General features: G+C 66.2%; 15 protein-coding genes. 5 read left to right on the forward strand and 10 right to left on the reverse strand.

Translation table 11 applies throughout. The features are described from left to right. Nucleotides 1–29 precede the first annotated feature (29 nt). Together GLR48_RS15525 and GLR48_RS15530 are read right to left on the reverse strand one after the other, a co-directional pair. A complete protein-coding gene (locus GLR48_RS15525) occupies nt 30–482 on the reverse strand; it encodes a DUF1499 domain-containing protein (RefSeq protein WP_237062760.1) in 453 nt (150 codons plus the stop codon). Between the two features lie 94 nt (nt 483–576). Beyond that, nucleotides 577–1,734, reverse strand: coding sequence for a M20 aminoacylase family protein (locus GLR48_RS15530; protein WP_237062761.1), 1,158 nt, complete (start codon nt 1,732–1,734; stop codon nt 577–579). Between the two features lie 58 nt (nt 1,735–1,792). Between GLR48_RS15530 and mazG the strand changes: the two genes are divergently transcribed. From mazG to GLR48_RS15545, 3 genes are all read left to right on the forward strand, one after another. Continuing rightward, nucleotides 1,793–2,611 (forward strand): nucleoside triphosphate pyrophosphohydrolase, encoded by an 819-nt coding sequence (mazG, locus tag GLR48_RS15535; RefSeq protein ID WP_237062763.1) that lies wholly within the window; start codon nt 1,793–1,795, stop codon nt 2,609–2,611. Nucleotides 2,612–2,677: 66 nt separating this feature from the next. Continuing rightward, complete coding sequence (locus GLR48_RS15540) at nt 2,678–3,682, forward strand: Fe(3+) ABC transporter substrate-binding protein (protein ID WP_237062764.1); 1,005 nt, start codon at nt 2,678–2,680, stop codon at nt 3,680–3,682. Nucleotides 3,683–3,858: 176 nt separating this feature from the next. After that, nucleotides 3,859–5,052, forward strand: a complete 1,194-nt coding sequence (locus GLR48_RS15545) for a sensor histidine kinase (protein WP_237062765.1) — start codon at nt 3,859–3,861, stop codon at nt 5,050–5,052. Nucleotides 5,053–5,066: 14 nt separating this feature from the next. On the opposite strand, the gene GLR48_RS15550 is transcribed toward GLR48_RS15545, so the two are convergent. Then, entirely contained in the window at nt 5,067–6,878 is a 1,812-nt protein-coding gene (locus tag GLR48_RS15550) for an ATP-binding cassette domain-containing protein (protein ID WP_237062766.1), read from the reverse strand. A 172-nt stretch (nt 6,879–7,050) separates the two neighbouring features. Next, complete coding sequence (locus tag GLR48_RS15555; protein WP_237062767.1) at nt 7,051–7,788, reverse strand: RNA methyltransferase; 738 nt, start codon at nt 7,786–7,788, stop codon at nt 7,051–7,053. 123 nt (nt 7,789–7,911) lie between these two features. On the opposite strand from GLR48_RS15555, the gene GLR48_RS15560 reads away from it, so the two are divergent. Next, nucleotides 7,912–8,535, forward strand: coding sequence for a thiamine phosphate synthase (locus GLR48_RS15560; RefSeq protein ID WP_237062768.1), 624 nt, complete (start codon nt 7,912–7,914; stop codon nt 8,533–8,535). A gap of 12 nt (nt 8,536–8,547) precedes the next feature. Here the strand turns inward: GLR48_RS15560 and GLR48_RS15565 are convergent, their stop codons facing one another. The 3 genes from GLR48_RS15565 to GLR48_RS15575 all read right to left on the reverse strand — a co-directional run bounded on the left by GLR48_RS15565 (nt 8,548) and on the right by GLR48_RS15575 (nt 10,423). Continuing rightward, entirely contained in the window at nt 8,548–9,342 is a 795-nt protein-coding gene (locus tag GLR48_RS15565) for a lysophospholipid acyltransferase family protein (protein ID WP_237062770.1), read from the reverse strand. Further along, complete coding sequence (locus GLR48_RS15570; protein WP_237062772.1) at nt 9,339–10,103, reverse strand: GNAT family N-acetyltransferase; 765 nt, start codon at nt 10,101–10,103, stop codon at nt 9,339–9,341. Before GLR48_RS15570 ends, GLR48_RS15565 begins: the two co-directional genes overlap by 4 nt. Before the next feature lie 134 nt (nt 10,104–10,237). After that, a complete protein-coding gene (locus tag GLR48_RS15575; protein ID WP_237062774.1) occupies nt 10,238–10,423 on the reverse strand; it encodes a DUF3553 domain-containing protein in 186 nt (61 codons plus the stop codon). Nucleotides 10,424–10,456: 33 nt separating this feature from the next. Here GLR48_RS15575 and GLR48_RS15580 point away from each other — a divergent pair, with 33 nt between their 5' ends. Then, nucleotides 10,457–11,059 (forward strand): histidine phosphotransferase family protein, encoded by a 603-nt coding sequence (locus GLR48_RS15580; RefSeq protein ID WP_237062776.1) that lies wholly within the window; start codon nt 10,457–10,459, stop codon nt 11,057–11,059. Between the two features lie 7 nt (nt 11,060–11,066). Here the strand turns inward: GLR48_RS15580 and GLR48_RS15585 are convergent, their stop codons facing one another. Genes GLR48_RS15585 through obgE form a run of 3 tightly spaced genes read right to left on the reverse strand, consistent with a single transcriptional unit; the run spans nt 11,067 to nt 14,466 of the window. Beyond that, nucleotides 11,067–12,311, reverse strand: a complete 1,245-nt coding sequence (locus tag GLR48_RS15585; protein WP_237062778.1) for a glutamate-5-semialdehyde dehydrogenase — start codon at nt 12,309–12,311, stop codon at nt 11,067–11,069. Continuing rightward, entirely contained in the window at nt 12,308–13,432 is a 1,125-nt protein-coding gene (gene proB / locus GLR48_RS15590) for a glutamate 5-kinase (protein ID WP_237062779.1), read from the reverse strand. The genes GLR48_RS15585 and proB overlap by 4 nt, the downstream gene beginning before the upstream one ends. Next, entirely contained in the window at nt 13,420–14,466 is a 1,047-nt protein-coding gene (obgE, locus tag GLR48_RS15595) for a GTPase ObgE (protein WP_237062780.1), read from the reverse strand. Before obgE ends, proB begins: the two co-directional genes overlap by 13 nt. Nucleotides 14,467–14,468: the final 2 nt, after the last annotated feature.

Here is a 14,468-nt window from a genome sequence, read left to right on the forward strand (position 1 = left end):
CTGTCAGGTGGCAGGCCGTGCGGCGCCCGTCAAGAGGCCGGGACGACCAGCGGGCCGAGGCGTGCGAGCCAGCCTTCGACCCGCGCGCGGTTCACACCCAGGTCGGAGGAGCCAAAGCGCGAGCGGGCGTTGATGACCAGCAGCGGACCGTCGGCGCCGTCGACGACCGTGACGGTGGTATAGTCCGGATAGCCCATGAGGGCCGAGCGCGTCTCGTAGGTCATCAGGCCCTCACCGACGGAGCCTGCGACAAGCTCCGTGCGCGCGGTCGCCAAGGCCAGCGTATCCACAGCGCGCAGGACGTCGGCGGCGGGGGCCGTGATCTGGCGCGCGGCCTTGAAGCTGTGTTCGCCTGCATCGTCGCCCGCCATCGTGGCGATGGGGGCGATGTGATAGGTCGCAAGGTCCGTGGGCGACAGGCGGACGTAGGCCACGCCAGCGACGGCCACGATGCCGACACTGATCAGGATTTTCTTCAGCATGGAATGCTCCTTTGTTGCCTTGCGATATGGGACGCCGGGCCGGATCGACAATATCCGCGGGGTCCGATTTCCGGGCCATTGGATGCAGGAGAGGTCAGTGCCCCAGCGGCAGCGCCCTTTCGATCAGGCGGGCAAAGAAGGACGCGCCATAAGCCGCTGTTTCGTCGTTGAAATCGTATTTCGGGTGGTGCAGCCCGGCGGTGTCGCCGTTGCCCACGAAAAGGTAGGCGCCGGGGCGTGCTTCGAGCATGTAGGAGAAATCCTCGGCACCCATTTCGCGCGGCGCGTTGGCGTTGCAGGATGACACCTCTGCCGCGACGGAGGCTGCGAAGGCGGCGCAGTCGGGGTCGTTGACCGTGGCGGGATCGCCGTTGCCGTAGTCGAGCGTGGCAGTCACGCCGAAGCTGGCGGCGTGGCCTTGCACGACCTCCTCCAGCCGGCGGATCACCATCGCCTGCACGGCAGGATCGAATGTGCGGACGGTGCCGTTGATCATGGCGGTGTCAGGGATCACGTTGAAGACCGTGCCCGCGTGGATCTGCGTGACGGAAATCACGAGCTCGTCAAGGGCATAGTGGTTGCGGCTGACGATGGTCTGGATCGCCTGCACCATCGCGACGGCGGCGCTGATCGGGTCCACCGTGGCGTGCGGCGTGGCGCCATGGCCGCCGCGTCCGTTGATGTTGATCGTGAATTCATCCACCGCCGCCATGATCGGCCCCGGCGTGGTGTAGAACTGGCCGACCGGCGTGCCGGGGGCGTTGTGCAGGGCATAGACCTCGGCAATCTCAAAGGTGTCAAAGATGCCTTCTCTGCGCATCCGCTCGGCGCCGGCGCCGCCTTCTTCGGCCGGTTGAAAGATCAGCGCCACGCGGCCCGCGAAATTGCGCGTCTCGGCCAGATGACGCGCAGCACCCAGCAGCATCGTGGTATGGCCATCGTGGCCGCAGGCGTGCATCGCTCCGGGTGAGAGGCTGGCGTAGTCCAGACCCGTCTCCTCGGTCATCGGGAGTGCATCCATGTCGGCGCGCAAGCCGATGGTGCGCCCCGGTTTTTGCCCGTTGATGATAGCGACGAGGCCGTTTTCCGCGATGCCCTCGTGGATCTCGTCCACGCCAAATTCGCGCAGCCGTTCGACGACGAAGGCGGCGGTCCGTTTCGTGCCGTAGCGCACCTCTGGGATCGTGTGCAGATGCTGGCGCCATGCGGCGAGGTCTGGCGCCATGGCGGCGATGGCATTGGTGACGGGCATGGCTGGCACTCCGGGGCTGTGATCCCTAGAACAGTGGCAGAGTGACCGGAGGCCCGCAATGTCGAACGACCTGATCCATGACCCCAAGGGCGGCATGCCGCGCCTGTTGCAGATCATGCGCCGGTTGCGCGATCCCGAAACGGGCTGCCCGTGGGATATCGAACAGGATTTCGGCAGTATCGCCCCCTACACGATCGAGGAGGCCTACGAGGTGGCCGACGCCATTGCGCGGGAAAGTTGGGGCGAGTTGCGCGGCGAATTGGGCGATCTGCTGCTGCAGTCGGTCTATCACACGCAGATGGCCGAGGAGGCGGGGCTGTTCACCTTTGACGACGTGGTGCGCGACATCAGCGACAAGATGGTGGCGCGGCATCCGCATGTCTTTGGCGACGAATCACGCGACAAGTCCGCCGACCAGCAGACCGCCGACTGGGAACGGATCAAGGCCGCCGAGCGTGCCGCCAAGCGCGAGACGCGCACGCTGGACGGCGTGGCCATCGGCCTGCCCGCCCTGATGCGGGCTGTCAAGTTGCAGAAACGCGCGGCGCGGGTCGGCTTCGACTGGCCGGATATCGGCATGGTCGTGGACAAGATCGCCGAAGAGGCGGCCGAGCTGGTCGAGGCGCGCGACGATCTGACGCCCGACAAGGTGGCCGAGGAATATGGCGACCTGCTGTTCGTCATGGCGAACCTTGGCCGGCATCTGCGCGTCGATCCGGAAGAGGCTCTGCGTGCCGCCAACGCCAAGTTCACAAGGCGATTCGAGGCGATCGAGGACGCGCTGGCCTTGGACGGTCGCACGCCCGCGCAAAGCGATCTGGCCGAGATGGATGCCCTGTGGGACGCGGCGAAACTGCGCGAACGAATCTCTGACTGAATTGATCGGGTATTGACCCAAGTGAAAGAGTCGGGTTTACCGTTGCCAACAGCAATGGAGACACCGATGACCCTTCGCACCCTTCTTCTGGCCACCGCCGCCAGTGCCTGCGCCCTGCCCGCCCTGGCCGAGGTCAATATCTACACCACCCGCCAGCCGGAACTGATCCAGCCGGTGATGGACGCCTTTACCGAGGAGACGGGGATTGCCGTGAACCTCGCCTTCGTGAACGAAGGCCTGATCGAGCGGTTGCGCGCGGAAGGCGCCCGCAGCCCCGCCGATCTGGTGATGACCGTCGATATCGCCAATATGCAGCGCGTCGTGGACAGCGGCACCATCCAGCCGATGGATGATCAGGTGCTGCGGGACGCGGTGCCGGCCAACCTGCACGCCGCCGACAACACCTGGTTCGCGCTGACCACCCGCGCCCGCATCGTCTATGCGAGCAAAGACCGCGTGCCCGAAGGTGAGATCACGACCTACGAGGATCTGGCCGACCCGAAATGGAAAGGCCGCATCTGCACCCGGTCCGGCTTGCACGACTATAACCTCGCGCTGCTGAGCGCCTATATTGCCCACCACGGCGAGGCCGAGGCCAAGGTCTGGGCGCAGGGTCTGAAGGACAACCTGGCGAAAAAGCCCGAAGGCAACGACCGGTCACAGGTCAAATCCATCTGGGCCGGGGAATGCGACATCAGCCTTGGCAATACCTATTACATGGGCCAGATGCTGGCCGATCCCGAGCAGACCGAATGGGCGAACAGCGTCAGCATCCGGTTCCCGACGTTCGAGGACGGCGGCACGCACGTCAACATCTCTGGCATCGCGATGACGCAAAGCGCGCCCCACAAGGCCGAGGCGCAGCAGCTGATGGAATACCTCGTGTCCCCCGCGGCGCAGGCGATCTATGCCGAGGTGAACAACGAATACCCTGTGCTGCCCGGCGCGCCGCTGTCGGATCTGGTGAAAAGCTGGGGCGACTACACCGTGGACGACATCGATCTGACCGAGGTCGCCGGTCACCGCGCCGCCGCCCTGCGGATCATGGAAGAAGTGAACTTCGACGGGTGATGACGATATAGGCGGGGGGCCGGGGGATGACCTTGCGCCCCCTGTCGGTTTTGACCCGCCGACGCGTGCTCATTTGGCTTGTGACCGCGTCGCCCGCCGCATACCCATTGAAAAGGGTGTGACACCACGTCGCACTCGGCCATCGCGCGATGGTCCGCTGTGTCGGGGTGCCTGAAATGCTTTCGTACTTCACCGATTTCGACCAATACATGCCGCACGGCATGTGTCTGCTGTGGCAGCCGTGGTTGCTGCTGCTGTGGGCCGGGTCCGATCTGTTGATCCTGGCGGCGTATTTCGCGATCCCCTTCGCCCTGCTGCGCGTGCTGGCGAAACGCAATGACATCCGCCAGCGGGGCCTTGTCGTGCTGTTCGCATCCTTCATCATGCTGTGCGGCATCACCCATGGGCTGTCGGTGGTGACGCTGTGGGTGCCGATCTATCCGCTGGTCGGCATGGTGAAACTGGCGACGGGAATCGTGTCGGCCATCACGGCTGTCGTCCTATTCCGGCTGATCCCCACCTTAATTTCACTGCCCAGCTTGCAGAACATGCAGGACGCGAACGCGAACCTGCGGGCAGAGGTGGAATCCCACACAGCGACGATGGAGACCCTGCGCCAGACCCGTGACGCGCTGGAACTGACCGTGGCCGAACGCACGGCAGAGCTGAAGGACCTGAACGCCAAGCTGTCCATCGCCGCGAGAGAGGCGATCCACCGCAGCCATAACCTGATTGCGGTCGTCACCTCGATGGCCCGGCAATCGTCACGCATGCAGACCGACGTCGGCGCATTCACCGAGGTGCTGATCGGCCGGCTGAGCGCGCTGGCCGACGCCACCGGGGCCATCGTGGGCGGACAGCACGAATCCACAGCCAACCTGCATGATGTGGTCACCCGGCAGCTGGCACCGGTGATGCAGACCTATGCGGACAAGGTCACGGTCACGGGGCCCGAGTTGCAGATCGACGCGGAAGCGGCCCAGCAGATCAGCCTTGCGATTCACGAACTGGCCACGAATGCGCAAAAGCATGGGTCGCTGGCGGCAGAGGACGGGCACATCGCGGTTAGCTATGCCGTGACCGACGCGGTCGATCCGGATGCCGCGCGCGTCGTGCTGGTCTGGCACGAAGATACAGGCACGGCGCAGGCCACGCCCATGCCCGTCGGGCCGCGCCAGGGGTTCGGCACGCGTTTGCTGATGCAGATCGTGCCGACGATGCTGGACGGCACGTCATCGCGCAGCGTGCAGGACGGGCAGATGACTTATACGCTGGATGTGCCGCTGGCGGCGCTGATGCCCAACATGGCACAGACCCGCAACGAAGCCTTTGTGGCCGGCATGCTGGATGGTAATTTCGGCGACGACTGACGCCGGGCCGCCGGTCATGTCCCCGCCTTTTCCTCCAGCGCCAGCCATTCGGCCTCGGCCTCTTCCAGCTTGCCGTGACGGTCGGTCAGCGCATCGGTCGCCTTTTCGAACTTCACCGGGTTCTGGGTAAAGAGGTCGGGATCGGCCATCAGCGTTTCCAGCTTGGCGATCTCGGCCTCCAGCCGGGCGATGACGCCGGGCAGCTCCTCCAACCGGTGCTTTTCAGTGAACGAAAGACCCGTCTTGCGGGCCACAGCCTGCGGCTGTTTTCCCTTGGTCGACAATTGCTTGCCGACCGAACTTGCAGCTTTCGCCCGATCCCCGCGCTGCGCCTGATAGTCGGTCCAGCCACCGGCATAAACGGTCGCCTGACCGTCGCCTTCCATGGCCACAGTGGTCGTCGCTGTCCGGTCGAGGAAGTCGCGGTCGTGGCTGACCAGCAGCACGGTGCCGTCATACTCGCCCAGCAGGTCCTGCAGCAGGTCCAGCGTCTCGATATCCAGATCATTGGTCGGTTCGTCCAGCACCAGCAGGTTGCTGGGCTTGGCCATCAGGCGGGCCAGCAGCAGACGCGCCTTTTCACCGCCCGACAGGGCACGAACGGGGGCGCGGGCCTGCGCCTCGTCGAACAGGAATTCCTTGAGGTAGCCCACGACGTGCTTCGGCACGCCGCGCACCATGATCTGGTCGGCCTTGCCGCTGACGCCCATCTCTGGGTCGTTCACGAGGTTGTCCCAGAGGGTCATATCGGGGTCGAGTTGCGCACGGGTCTGGTCGAAAAGCGCGATTTCCAGATTGGTGCCGAGCTTGACCATGCCCTGATCCGGTTCAACCTGTCCCAGCAGCATCTTGATCAGCGTGGTCTTACCCACGCCGTTCGGCCCGACAAAGGCGATGCGGTCGCCGCGCTGCACGGTCAAATCGAGCCCCTGCACGATCTGCTTGCCGTCGAATTCCTTAAACAGGCCAAAGGCTTCCATGACCTTCTTGCCCGATGTGCTGCCGCCCTCGAAGGCCATCGCGGCGGTGCCCTGCCGCTGGATCTGGTTCGCGCGCTCGGCGCGCAGGTCCTGCAGCGCGCGCACGCGCCCCTGGTTGCGCTTGCGGCGGGCGGAAATGCCTTCGACGGCCCAGCGAGCCTCGGCCTTGATCTTGCGGTTCAGCTTGTGGCGCTGCTGGTCTTCCTCTTCCCACAGCCGGTCGCGCCAGGCCTCGAACCCGTCAAAGCCTTCCTCGGCACGCCGCACCTCGCCCCGGTCGATCCAGAGCGTCGCGCGGGTCAGGTTGCGCAGGAACGCGCGGTCGTGGGAAATCAGCACGAAGCCCGCCTTGGTGGACTTCAGTTCCGCCTCCAGCCAGGCGATCGCCTCGATATCAAGGTGGTTCGTCGGCTCGTCCAGCAGCATCAGCTCGGGCGCTTCGGCCATCAGCTTGGCCAGCGCCGCGCGCCGCTTTTCGCCGCCGGACGCGGTCGCGACCAGCCCCGCCGGATTGAACTTCAACCCCTCCGCGACCATGTCGACGCGGTAGGTTTCGTCCGGGTCCAGACCCGAGGCCGCATAGGCGCCCAGCGTCTCGAACCCCTCCATCGTGGGGTCCTGTTCCATGTAACCGACGGTCACGCCGGGGGCAGCGGTGCGCTGACCTTTGTCAGCCTCCACCAGACCGGCCATGACCTTCATCAGGGTCGACTTGCCAGACCCGTTGCGGCCCACAAGGGCCACCCGGTCACCGGGCTGGACCACCAGTGAAAGGTTGTCGAAAATGGGATCGCCGCCAAAGGTAAGCGAGATCTCGGAGAGCTGAAGAAGGGGTGCGCGTGCCATGGCGGTCAGCTACGCAGGCGCATGCCAAAGCGCAAGGCCCCGCCCCGTGCCTGCGACGAAAATATCGCTGTGACGGATCACGACCCGGCCTCGCTTTTTTCCAAATACTCTCGCCTCGGTGATTTTGGCAAAGCCAAATTCACCTGTAAGGCTTGGGCCGGCACGGGCCAAATCAATCCCTGTCCCGCCAGCGCACCATCTGCCGCATCATGCCGTGCAGCATCCGCACGTCGTGGCTGGTCAGGGGCATGCGGGACCACAGGTTGCGCAGGTTCAGCTTCATGCTGTCGGCCTTGTGATCGGGATAGAAGAACCCCGCCTGCCCCAACGTGTCCTCGTAGTGTTCGGCCAGCTTCTGGATCTCGATGGTCTCGGCCATGTCCGGTTGCACGAAGGCCTCGCGCAGCGCACTGCCCTGTTGGCGCTGCCACTCGTAGGCCGTCAGCAGCACGCATTGACCCAGGTTCAGCGACGCGAACTGCGGGTTCACGGGGACCGAAATGATGGCGTTGGCCTGCGCCACGTCGTCATTCTCCAGCCCCGCACGCTCAGGACCGAACAGGACGGCGACCCGCTCGCCCGCGGCAATGCGCGAGGCGGCGTCCTGCATCGCCTCTTCCGGCGTCAGGACCGGCTTGGTCAGTTCGCGCGGGCGCGCGGTCGTGGCATAGGTATAGTGGCAGTCGGCCAGCGCATCGGCCGTGGTGTCGAACAGCATCGCCTCGTCCAGCAGGCGGCCGGCTCCTGACGCCATAGCGACCGCGCGGCTGTTGGGCCAGCCGTCGCGCGGCGCCGTGATCCGCATCCGGTCGAGGCCGAAGTTCCACATCGCGCGGGCGGCGGCACCGATATTTTCGCCCATCTGGGGACGAATCAGGACAAAGGCGGGTTGTGGCGTGGTGCTGGGCATGGGCGTATCCGGTGAGGTGAGCGTCTGATAGGCGCAGGCCCGCCCGGTGACAAGCCGCTCGCGCCGTAGCCAAGCCCGCGAAACCGCGATAGAACGCATGAAATTTCACACCGGATGCCCGCCATGACCGATACCGACGATCTGCCGCAACTTTACCTGATCACGCCGACAGCGCTTGACCTCGCGACCTATCCCGACCGTCTGGCGGCCGTGCTGGACGCGGCGCAGATCGCCTGCGTGCGGCTGTCGCTGGCGACCCGCGACGAGGATCTGATCGGGCGCGCCGCCGATGCGGTGCGCGCCGTGACGTCGGAACGGGACGTGGCGCTGGTGATCGAGCGGCATGTGCAGATGGTCGCACGGCACGGTCTGGACGGCGTGCATCTGCTGGACGGGGCGCGGTCCGTGCGCGCCACCCGCAAGGAACTGGGCGAGGATGCGATCGTGGGCACCTTCTGCGGCCAGTCGCGCCACGACGGCATGACCGCCGGAGAGCTGAATGCCGATTACGTCAGCTTTGGCCCGGTGGGCGAGACGGCGCTGGACGACGGCAGCCGGGCCACGCTCGAATTGTTCGACTGGTGGTCCCAGATGATCGAGGTGCCCGTGGTGGCCGAAGGCGCGCTGGACATCGAGTTGATCCGCGCCGTCAGCCCGTACGTCGATTTCTTCGGCATCGGCGAGGAGATCTGGCGCACCGATGATCCGGCGGCCACCCTGCGCGACATGATCGGCGCAATGTCCTGACAGGACAGGCGCTTACAGCGCGTTCCTCACATCACGCTCCAACATCGCCGCCAGCGGTTTGCGTGCGGTGTCAGGCGTCAGGTGCCGGACCGCGTGGTAAGTCAGCGTGACATGGCCCTGCTGCGGCAGGGCCAGCGTCGCCGCCAAGTGCGGCCCGAAGGCCATGTCGCCCCACCAGCCATAAACGCGGGGGTCGGCACCGCGCGGGGCCGCGTAGGACAGCGTCACCGGCTGCACGGCCAGACCCATTTCGATCAGCGGCGCGAAGAGCGTCGGCTTGAACGGCAGGACGCGCAGCCCGTCGCTTGACGTGCCTTCGGGAAAGAAGACCAGCGTCTGCCCGCGCGCCAGCCTGTCGCGCAAGGTGGCGATGTCGCGGGCGGCATTGCGGCGGTCGCGCGTGACGAACACCGTCCCCGTGGCGCGCGCCAGCCAGCCGATGCCGGGCCAGCGGGCGACTTCAGCCTTGGAGACGAAGACGATGCAGCCGCCCGCATTCAGCACAAAGATGTCGAGCCAGCTGACGTGGTTCGACACCATCGCCCCCGGCCCCGTCATGGCCACGCCCCGCACGTGGCGCGGCAGGCCCATCAGACGCAGGGCGCCACGACAGACCGTCCGGGTCAGGTAGGGTGTCCAGGGGCGGGCGTGGCCGTGAAACGCCCGCTCTGGCAGGCGCAGGATCAGCAGCAGTCCCAACCCGCCGAACACCAGCAGCGCCATCGGGACAGCACGGCGCAACACGCGCAGCATGACGCGCGGGCCAAAGGCGGGTGTCGCCGGTGCGGGGTCGCTGGCCCAGGTCATGCGCGGGATCCCGGTGCAAAGCGGGCGCGCTGGCCTTCCGTCATCGCGGCGGTGTCGAGGATCATGCAGACATCCGTGGTGTTGAAGCCTGCGTCGATACAGGCGCCGTCCCCGACGACGCCCCCCAGACGCAGGTAGGTCTTGATCAGCGGCGGCACGGCGCGCAGGGCGGCCTTGCGGTCGGGTGCCTCGGCGCGCGGCAAGGGCAGCGCACCCGGACCGATGGGACGGGTCCGCAGGTGCGGCGGCGCCAGATGGGTATGCCCCAGATAAGCAAGCGGTGCCGTCAGGGCCGCGGCATCGGTGCCATGAAACGAGGCCAGCCCGAAGAGCAGCACGCCCGGCATCGGCGCCACGTGCCGTGCGAGGCCCGCAAAGAGGTGCATCATGCCCGGCCCGCCGCGATAATCCGGCAGCAGGCAGGACCGCCCGAGTTCCAGCAGCGGGCGGCCACTGGTCAGCAAAGGGGTCAGATCGAACTCTGCCGCCGCCGAAAAGCCGCCTGCGGCAACCGCCTGTGCGGCGGTCATCACGCGGTAGACGCCGACGACGGGATCGTGCGGGCGCGACAGATCCTCCAGCATCAGGTGATCGCTGTGGGCGTCGAAGGCGTCGGCCTCGGTCGCGGTGCGGTGGTCGACGCAGGTGCCACTGGCGCCCAACTCGTCGACGAAGACGCGGTAGCGCAGGTGCTGCGCCGCGCGCAGATCGGCGGCGGTGCTGGCCAGACGCGTGCGAAACTGCGGCAGCGCGTGGGTCATGGTGGAATCCATCATCTCGGGCGTCGTCCGCTTCGGTCAGGATAAAGGCAGGTCATTAAGTTTTTGGCAACCATTTGAAGTCACGCTCACTTCATCGGATTGACAGGTGCGGCAGGGTTGCTACCGTGGGTTGATCATGGCTTGAATACGGGGACCAACATGACCTGCGATCCGTCGATGACGACCTTGCCCTGCTCTCGGAAATTGACCGTGATGCGGCCGTCGATATTGGACTGGACCTGTCCGGTGCCCCAGTCGGGCGCGGCCGGGTTCTGCACCAGCATTCCGGGTTCCAGCATGGCGTTCAGGTCGTCTGGCATAGGGTCTATCCTTTACGGGCGGGGGCTGACGTGATGACCAACGATCTGGCCACCCTCGTCGGGTCCCGCATCTGCCATGACCTTATCAGCCCGATCGGCGCGATCGGCAACGGGGTCGAGCTGATGTCGTTGACCGGCGGCGGCGACAGCAGCGCGGAAATGGCGCTGATCGCGGATTCCGTCGAAAATGCCTCTGCCAGGATCCGGTTCTTTCGGGTAGCCTTCGGGGCGGCGACGCCCGGCCAGACCTTTCCCCGGCGCGAGGTGATCAAGATCCTTGCCGATATCGCCCGCGGCGGGCGCATCAGCTATGACTGGCAGATCGAGGGCGACTGTGACCGGACCGACGTGCGCAGCGCCTTTCTGCTGTTCCAGTGCTTCGAGTCCGCGATGACCCACGGCGGCGATATCACCATCAGCCGCGCGGGGCCGACATGGACCCTGACCGCGCGGGCGGAACGGTTCCGGATTGAACCCGACCTTTGGTCCGGGTTGACGCAGCCGGGCGTGCAGGTCGTTGATGCGGCCTCTCAGGTGCAGTTTGCGCTGCTGCCGCAGGTGATGGCCGAATGCGGGTGCCGGCTGGAGATTGTCCATGACGAGACGGCGTTGACCGCGACGTTTGCACCGCATTAGCGGCGCGTCAGGCGCGGATCGTCCCGTCGCCCGTGACCAGATACTTGAAGCTGGTCAATTGCTCTGCCCCCACCGGGCCGCGGGCATGTAGCTTGCCCGTCGCGATGCCGATCTCTGCGCCCATCCCGAACTCTCCACCATCGGCGAACTGGGTGGAGGCGTTGCGCAGCAGGATCGCCGAATCAAGGTGGCGGAAGAAGTGGTCGGCGGTGGCGTCATCCTCGGTCAGGATCGCCTCGGTGTGTTGAGAGCCGTAGCGCCGGATGTGTTCGATGGCGGCATCGACGCCGTCGACGATCCGGGCGGCGATGATCATGTCGAGGAATTCGTGGCCGAAATCGTCCGGCTTGGCGGGCACGGTGCCGTCGATCCGGGTCGCGCCGTCGGCGCGCACCTCTACCCCTGCGGCCAGCAGGTCGCGGATCAGGACGTCGCCGTGGCGGTCCCAGAAGGCGCGGTCGATCAGCAGACATTCGGCTGATCCGCAGATCCCGGTGCGGCGCGTCTTGGCGTTGACGACGACGGCGCGGGCCTTGTCCAGATCGGCGGCGCCATCGACGTAGACGTGGCAGATGCCTTCGAGGTGGGCAAAGACCGGCACACGCGCCTCTTTCTGCACCAGACCTACAAGGCCCTTGCCGCCACGGGGCACGATGACGTCGATGTAATCCGTGGCCTGCAGCATGGCCGTGACCTCGGCCCGGTCGCGGGTGGGCACAAGCTGGATCGCGGCCTCTGGCAGACCGGCTGTGCGCAACCCGGTGACGAGGGCCGCATGGATCGCCGTGGAGGAATTGAAGCCTTCGGAGCCGCCGCGCAGGATGACGGCGTTGCCGGATTTCAGGCACAGGGCGCCTGCGTCTGCGGTCACGTTGGGACGGCTTTCGTAAATCACACCGATCACGCCGATGGGGGTGCGGATGCGGCGGATGTGCAGGCCATTGGGCCGGGTCCAGGCGTCGATCTCGGCCCCCACGGGGTCGGTCTGGGCGGCGATGGCACGCAACCCGTCGACCATGCCCTGAATGCGATCTTCGGTCAGCAGCAGGCGGTCCATCATGGCGTCGGACAAGCCCTTTTCGCGGCCATAGTCCATGTCCAGCGCGTTCGCGGCCAAGATGGTGTCGCGGGTGGCGAGGATGGCGTCGGCTGCGGCCAGAAGGGCGCGGTTTTTCGTGTCGCTGTCGGCGGTCGCAAGGTCGCGGGCGGCGGCGCGGGCGGCCTGCCCCATACGGGTCATCATCTCGGTCATGGGGTGCCCTTGTCCTGGAGAACCATGTCGTCGCGGTGAATCAGGGCGGCGCGGCCCTTGTAGCCCAGCAGCGCCTCGACCTCTGCGCTGCGGTGGCCCCTGATCTGGGCGGATTCGACGCTGCTGTAGTTCGTGAGGCCGAGGCCGAGTGTGGCGCCGGTCGTGGTCACGATGGCGACGGGATCGCCGCGATCGAAGGTGCCGGAGACGGTGGAGACTCCAGCTGGCAGCAGGCTTTTGCCGTCATGCAGGGCGGCGTCGGCACCGGCGTCGACGGTAAACGTGCCGCGCGGCTTCATGGCGGCGATCCAGCGCTTGCGGGCGGCCTGCGGTGTGGTCTGTGCCGCGAACCAAGTGACCCGTGCGCCGTTTTCAAGCGCAAGCAAGGGGTTGGCGGGTGATCCTAAAGTGATGCACAAAGCGCAGCCTGCCTCTGTCGCGACGCGGGCGGCCATCACTTTGGTCTTCATCCCACCCTTGGACAGGCCCGATACGGCATCGCCGGCCATCGCCATGATCGCGGGGTTGATCTGGGGGACGTTTGGAATGAACTCCGCCGTCGGATCGCTTTGCGGGTTGGCGGTGTAGAGGCCGTCGACGTCGGAGAGCAGGACCAGCTGGTCGGCGCCCACGGTCACGGCGACCTGTGCGGCAAGGCGGTCGTTGTCGCCGTAGCGGATTTCGTCGGTGGCGATGGTGTCGTTTTCGTTCACGATCGGCACGACGCCGAGGCCCAACAGAGTCTCCATCGTGGCGCGGGAGTTCAGATAACGGCGGCGGTCGGTGGAATCGTCAAGGGTGACAAGCACTTGCGCGGTGACGATGCCGTGCGGTTCGAGCACGTCCTGATAGGCCCGCGCAAGCTGGATCTGCCCCACGGCGGCGGCGGCCTGGCTTTGTTCGAGGGGGAGTTCACCACGCCCCAAGCCCAGCACGCCGCGCCCCAGCGCGATGGAGCCGGAGGAGACGAGGATCACATCCGTGCCGCGCGCCCGGATGCGGGCAACGTCCTGCGCCAATGACGCCAACCAGTCGGACCGCAAGGCCCCGGTGTCGCGGTCCACCAGCAGGGCGGAGCCGATCTTGACGACCAGACGACGCGCGTCGGTCAGGGTTGCCATTGCTCGTCCTCGACGGGCGCCTCGGTCGCGATGCGGGCCCGCAGGCGGCCCTCGTCGATCTCGGCCCGCAGGGCGCGCAGCACGTCGGTCACGCCTTCGCCGGTGACGCCGGACATCAGCATGACGGGGCCGCCGGTGGAGGATTCCATCTCGTCCTTGAGAAATTCCCGCTCTTCGGCATCGAGCGCGTCGATCTTGTTCAGCACGGTGATGCGGGGCTTGGACGCGAGGTCGCCACCGTAGGCCTCGAGTTCGTCGATGATGGTCTGGCAGTCCTGCATCGGATCGCCGGAGGTGCCGTCGACGAGGTGCAGCAGCACGTTGCAGCGTTCGACGTGGCCAAGGAACATGTCGCCCAGACCGCGCCCTTCGGAGGCGCCTTCGATCAGGCCGGGAATGTCGGCCACGACGAATTCGACGTTGTCCACGCCCACGACGCCGAGGTTCGGCACGAGGGTCGTGAAGGGATAGTCGGCGATCTTGGGCCGCGCGTTGGAGGTTGCGGCGAGGAAGGTGGATTTGCCGGCGTTCGGCATGCCCAGAAGGCCCGCGTCGGCGATCAGCTTGAGGCGCAGCCAGATCGTACGCTCGACCCCCTCTTGCCCCGGATTGGCGCGTCGCGGCGCCTGATTGGTCGCGGATTTGAAGTGCAGGTTGCCCCAGCCGCCGTTGCCGCCACGGGCAAGAACTACCTCCTGGCCCACCTCGGTCAGGTCGGCGATGACGGTTTCCTCGTCCTCGTCGATGATCTCGGTGCCCACCGGCAGGCGCAGGATGATGTCTTCGCCGGTCTTGCCGGTCATGCCCTGCCCCATGCCGTGCTGGCCGGATTGTGCAAAGAAGTGCTGCTGATAGCGGAAGTCGATCAGCGTGTTCAGCCCGTCCACGGCGACCGCCGTGACCGAGCCGCCATTGCCGCCGTCGCCGCCGTTCGGCCCACCGTATTCGATGAACTTCTCGCGCCGGAAGGACACGCAGCCCGCACCGCCGCCGCCGGACCGGATGTAAACTTTGCAAAGATCGAGGAATTTCATGG

The sequence above is a fragment of the Loktanella sp. M215 genome, from assembly GCF_021735925.1.
Taxonomy (GTDB): domain Bacteria; phylum Pseudomonadota; class Alphaproteobacteria; order Rhodobacterales; family Rhodobacteraceae; genus Loktanella.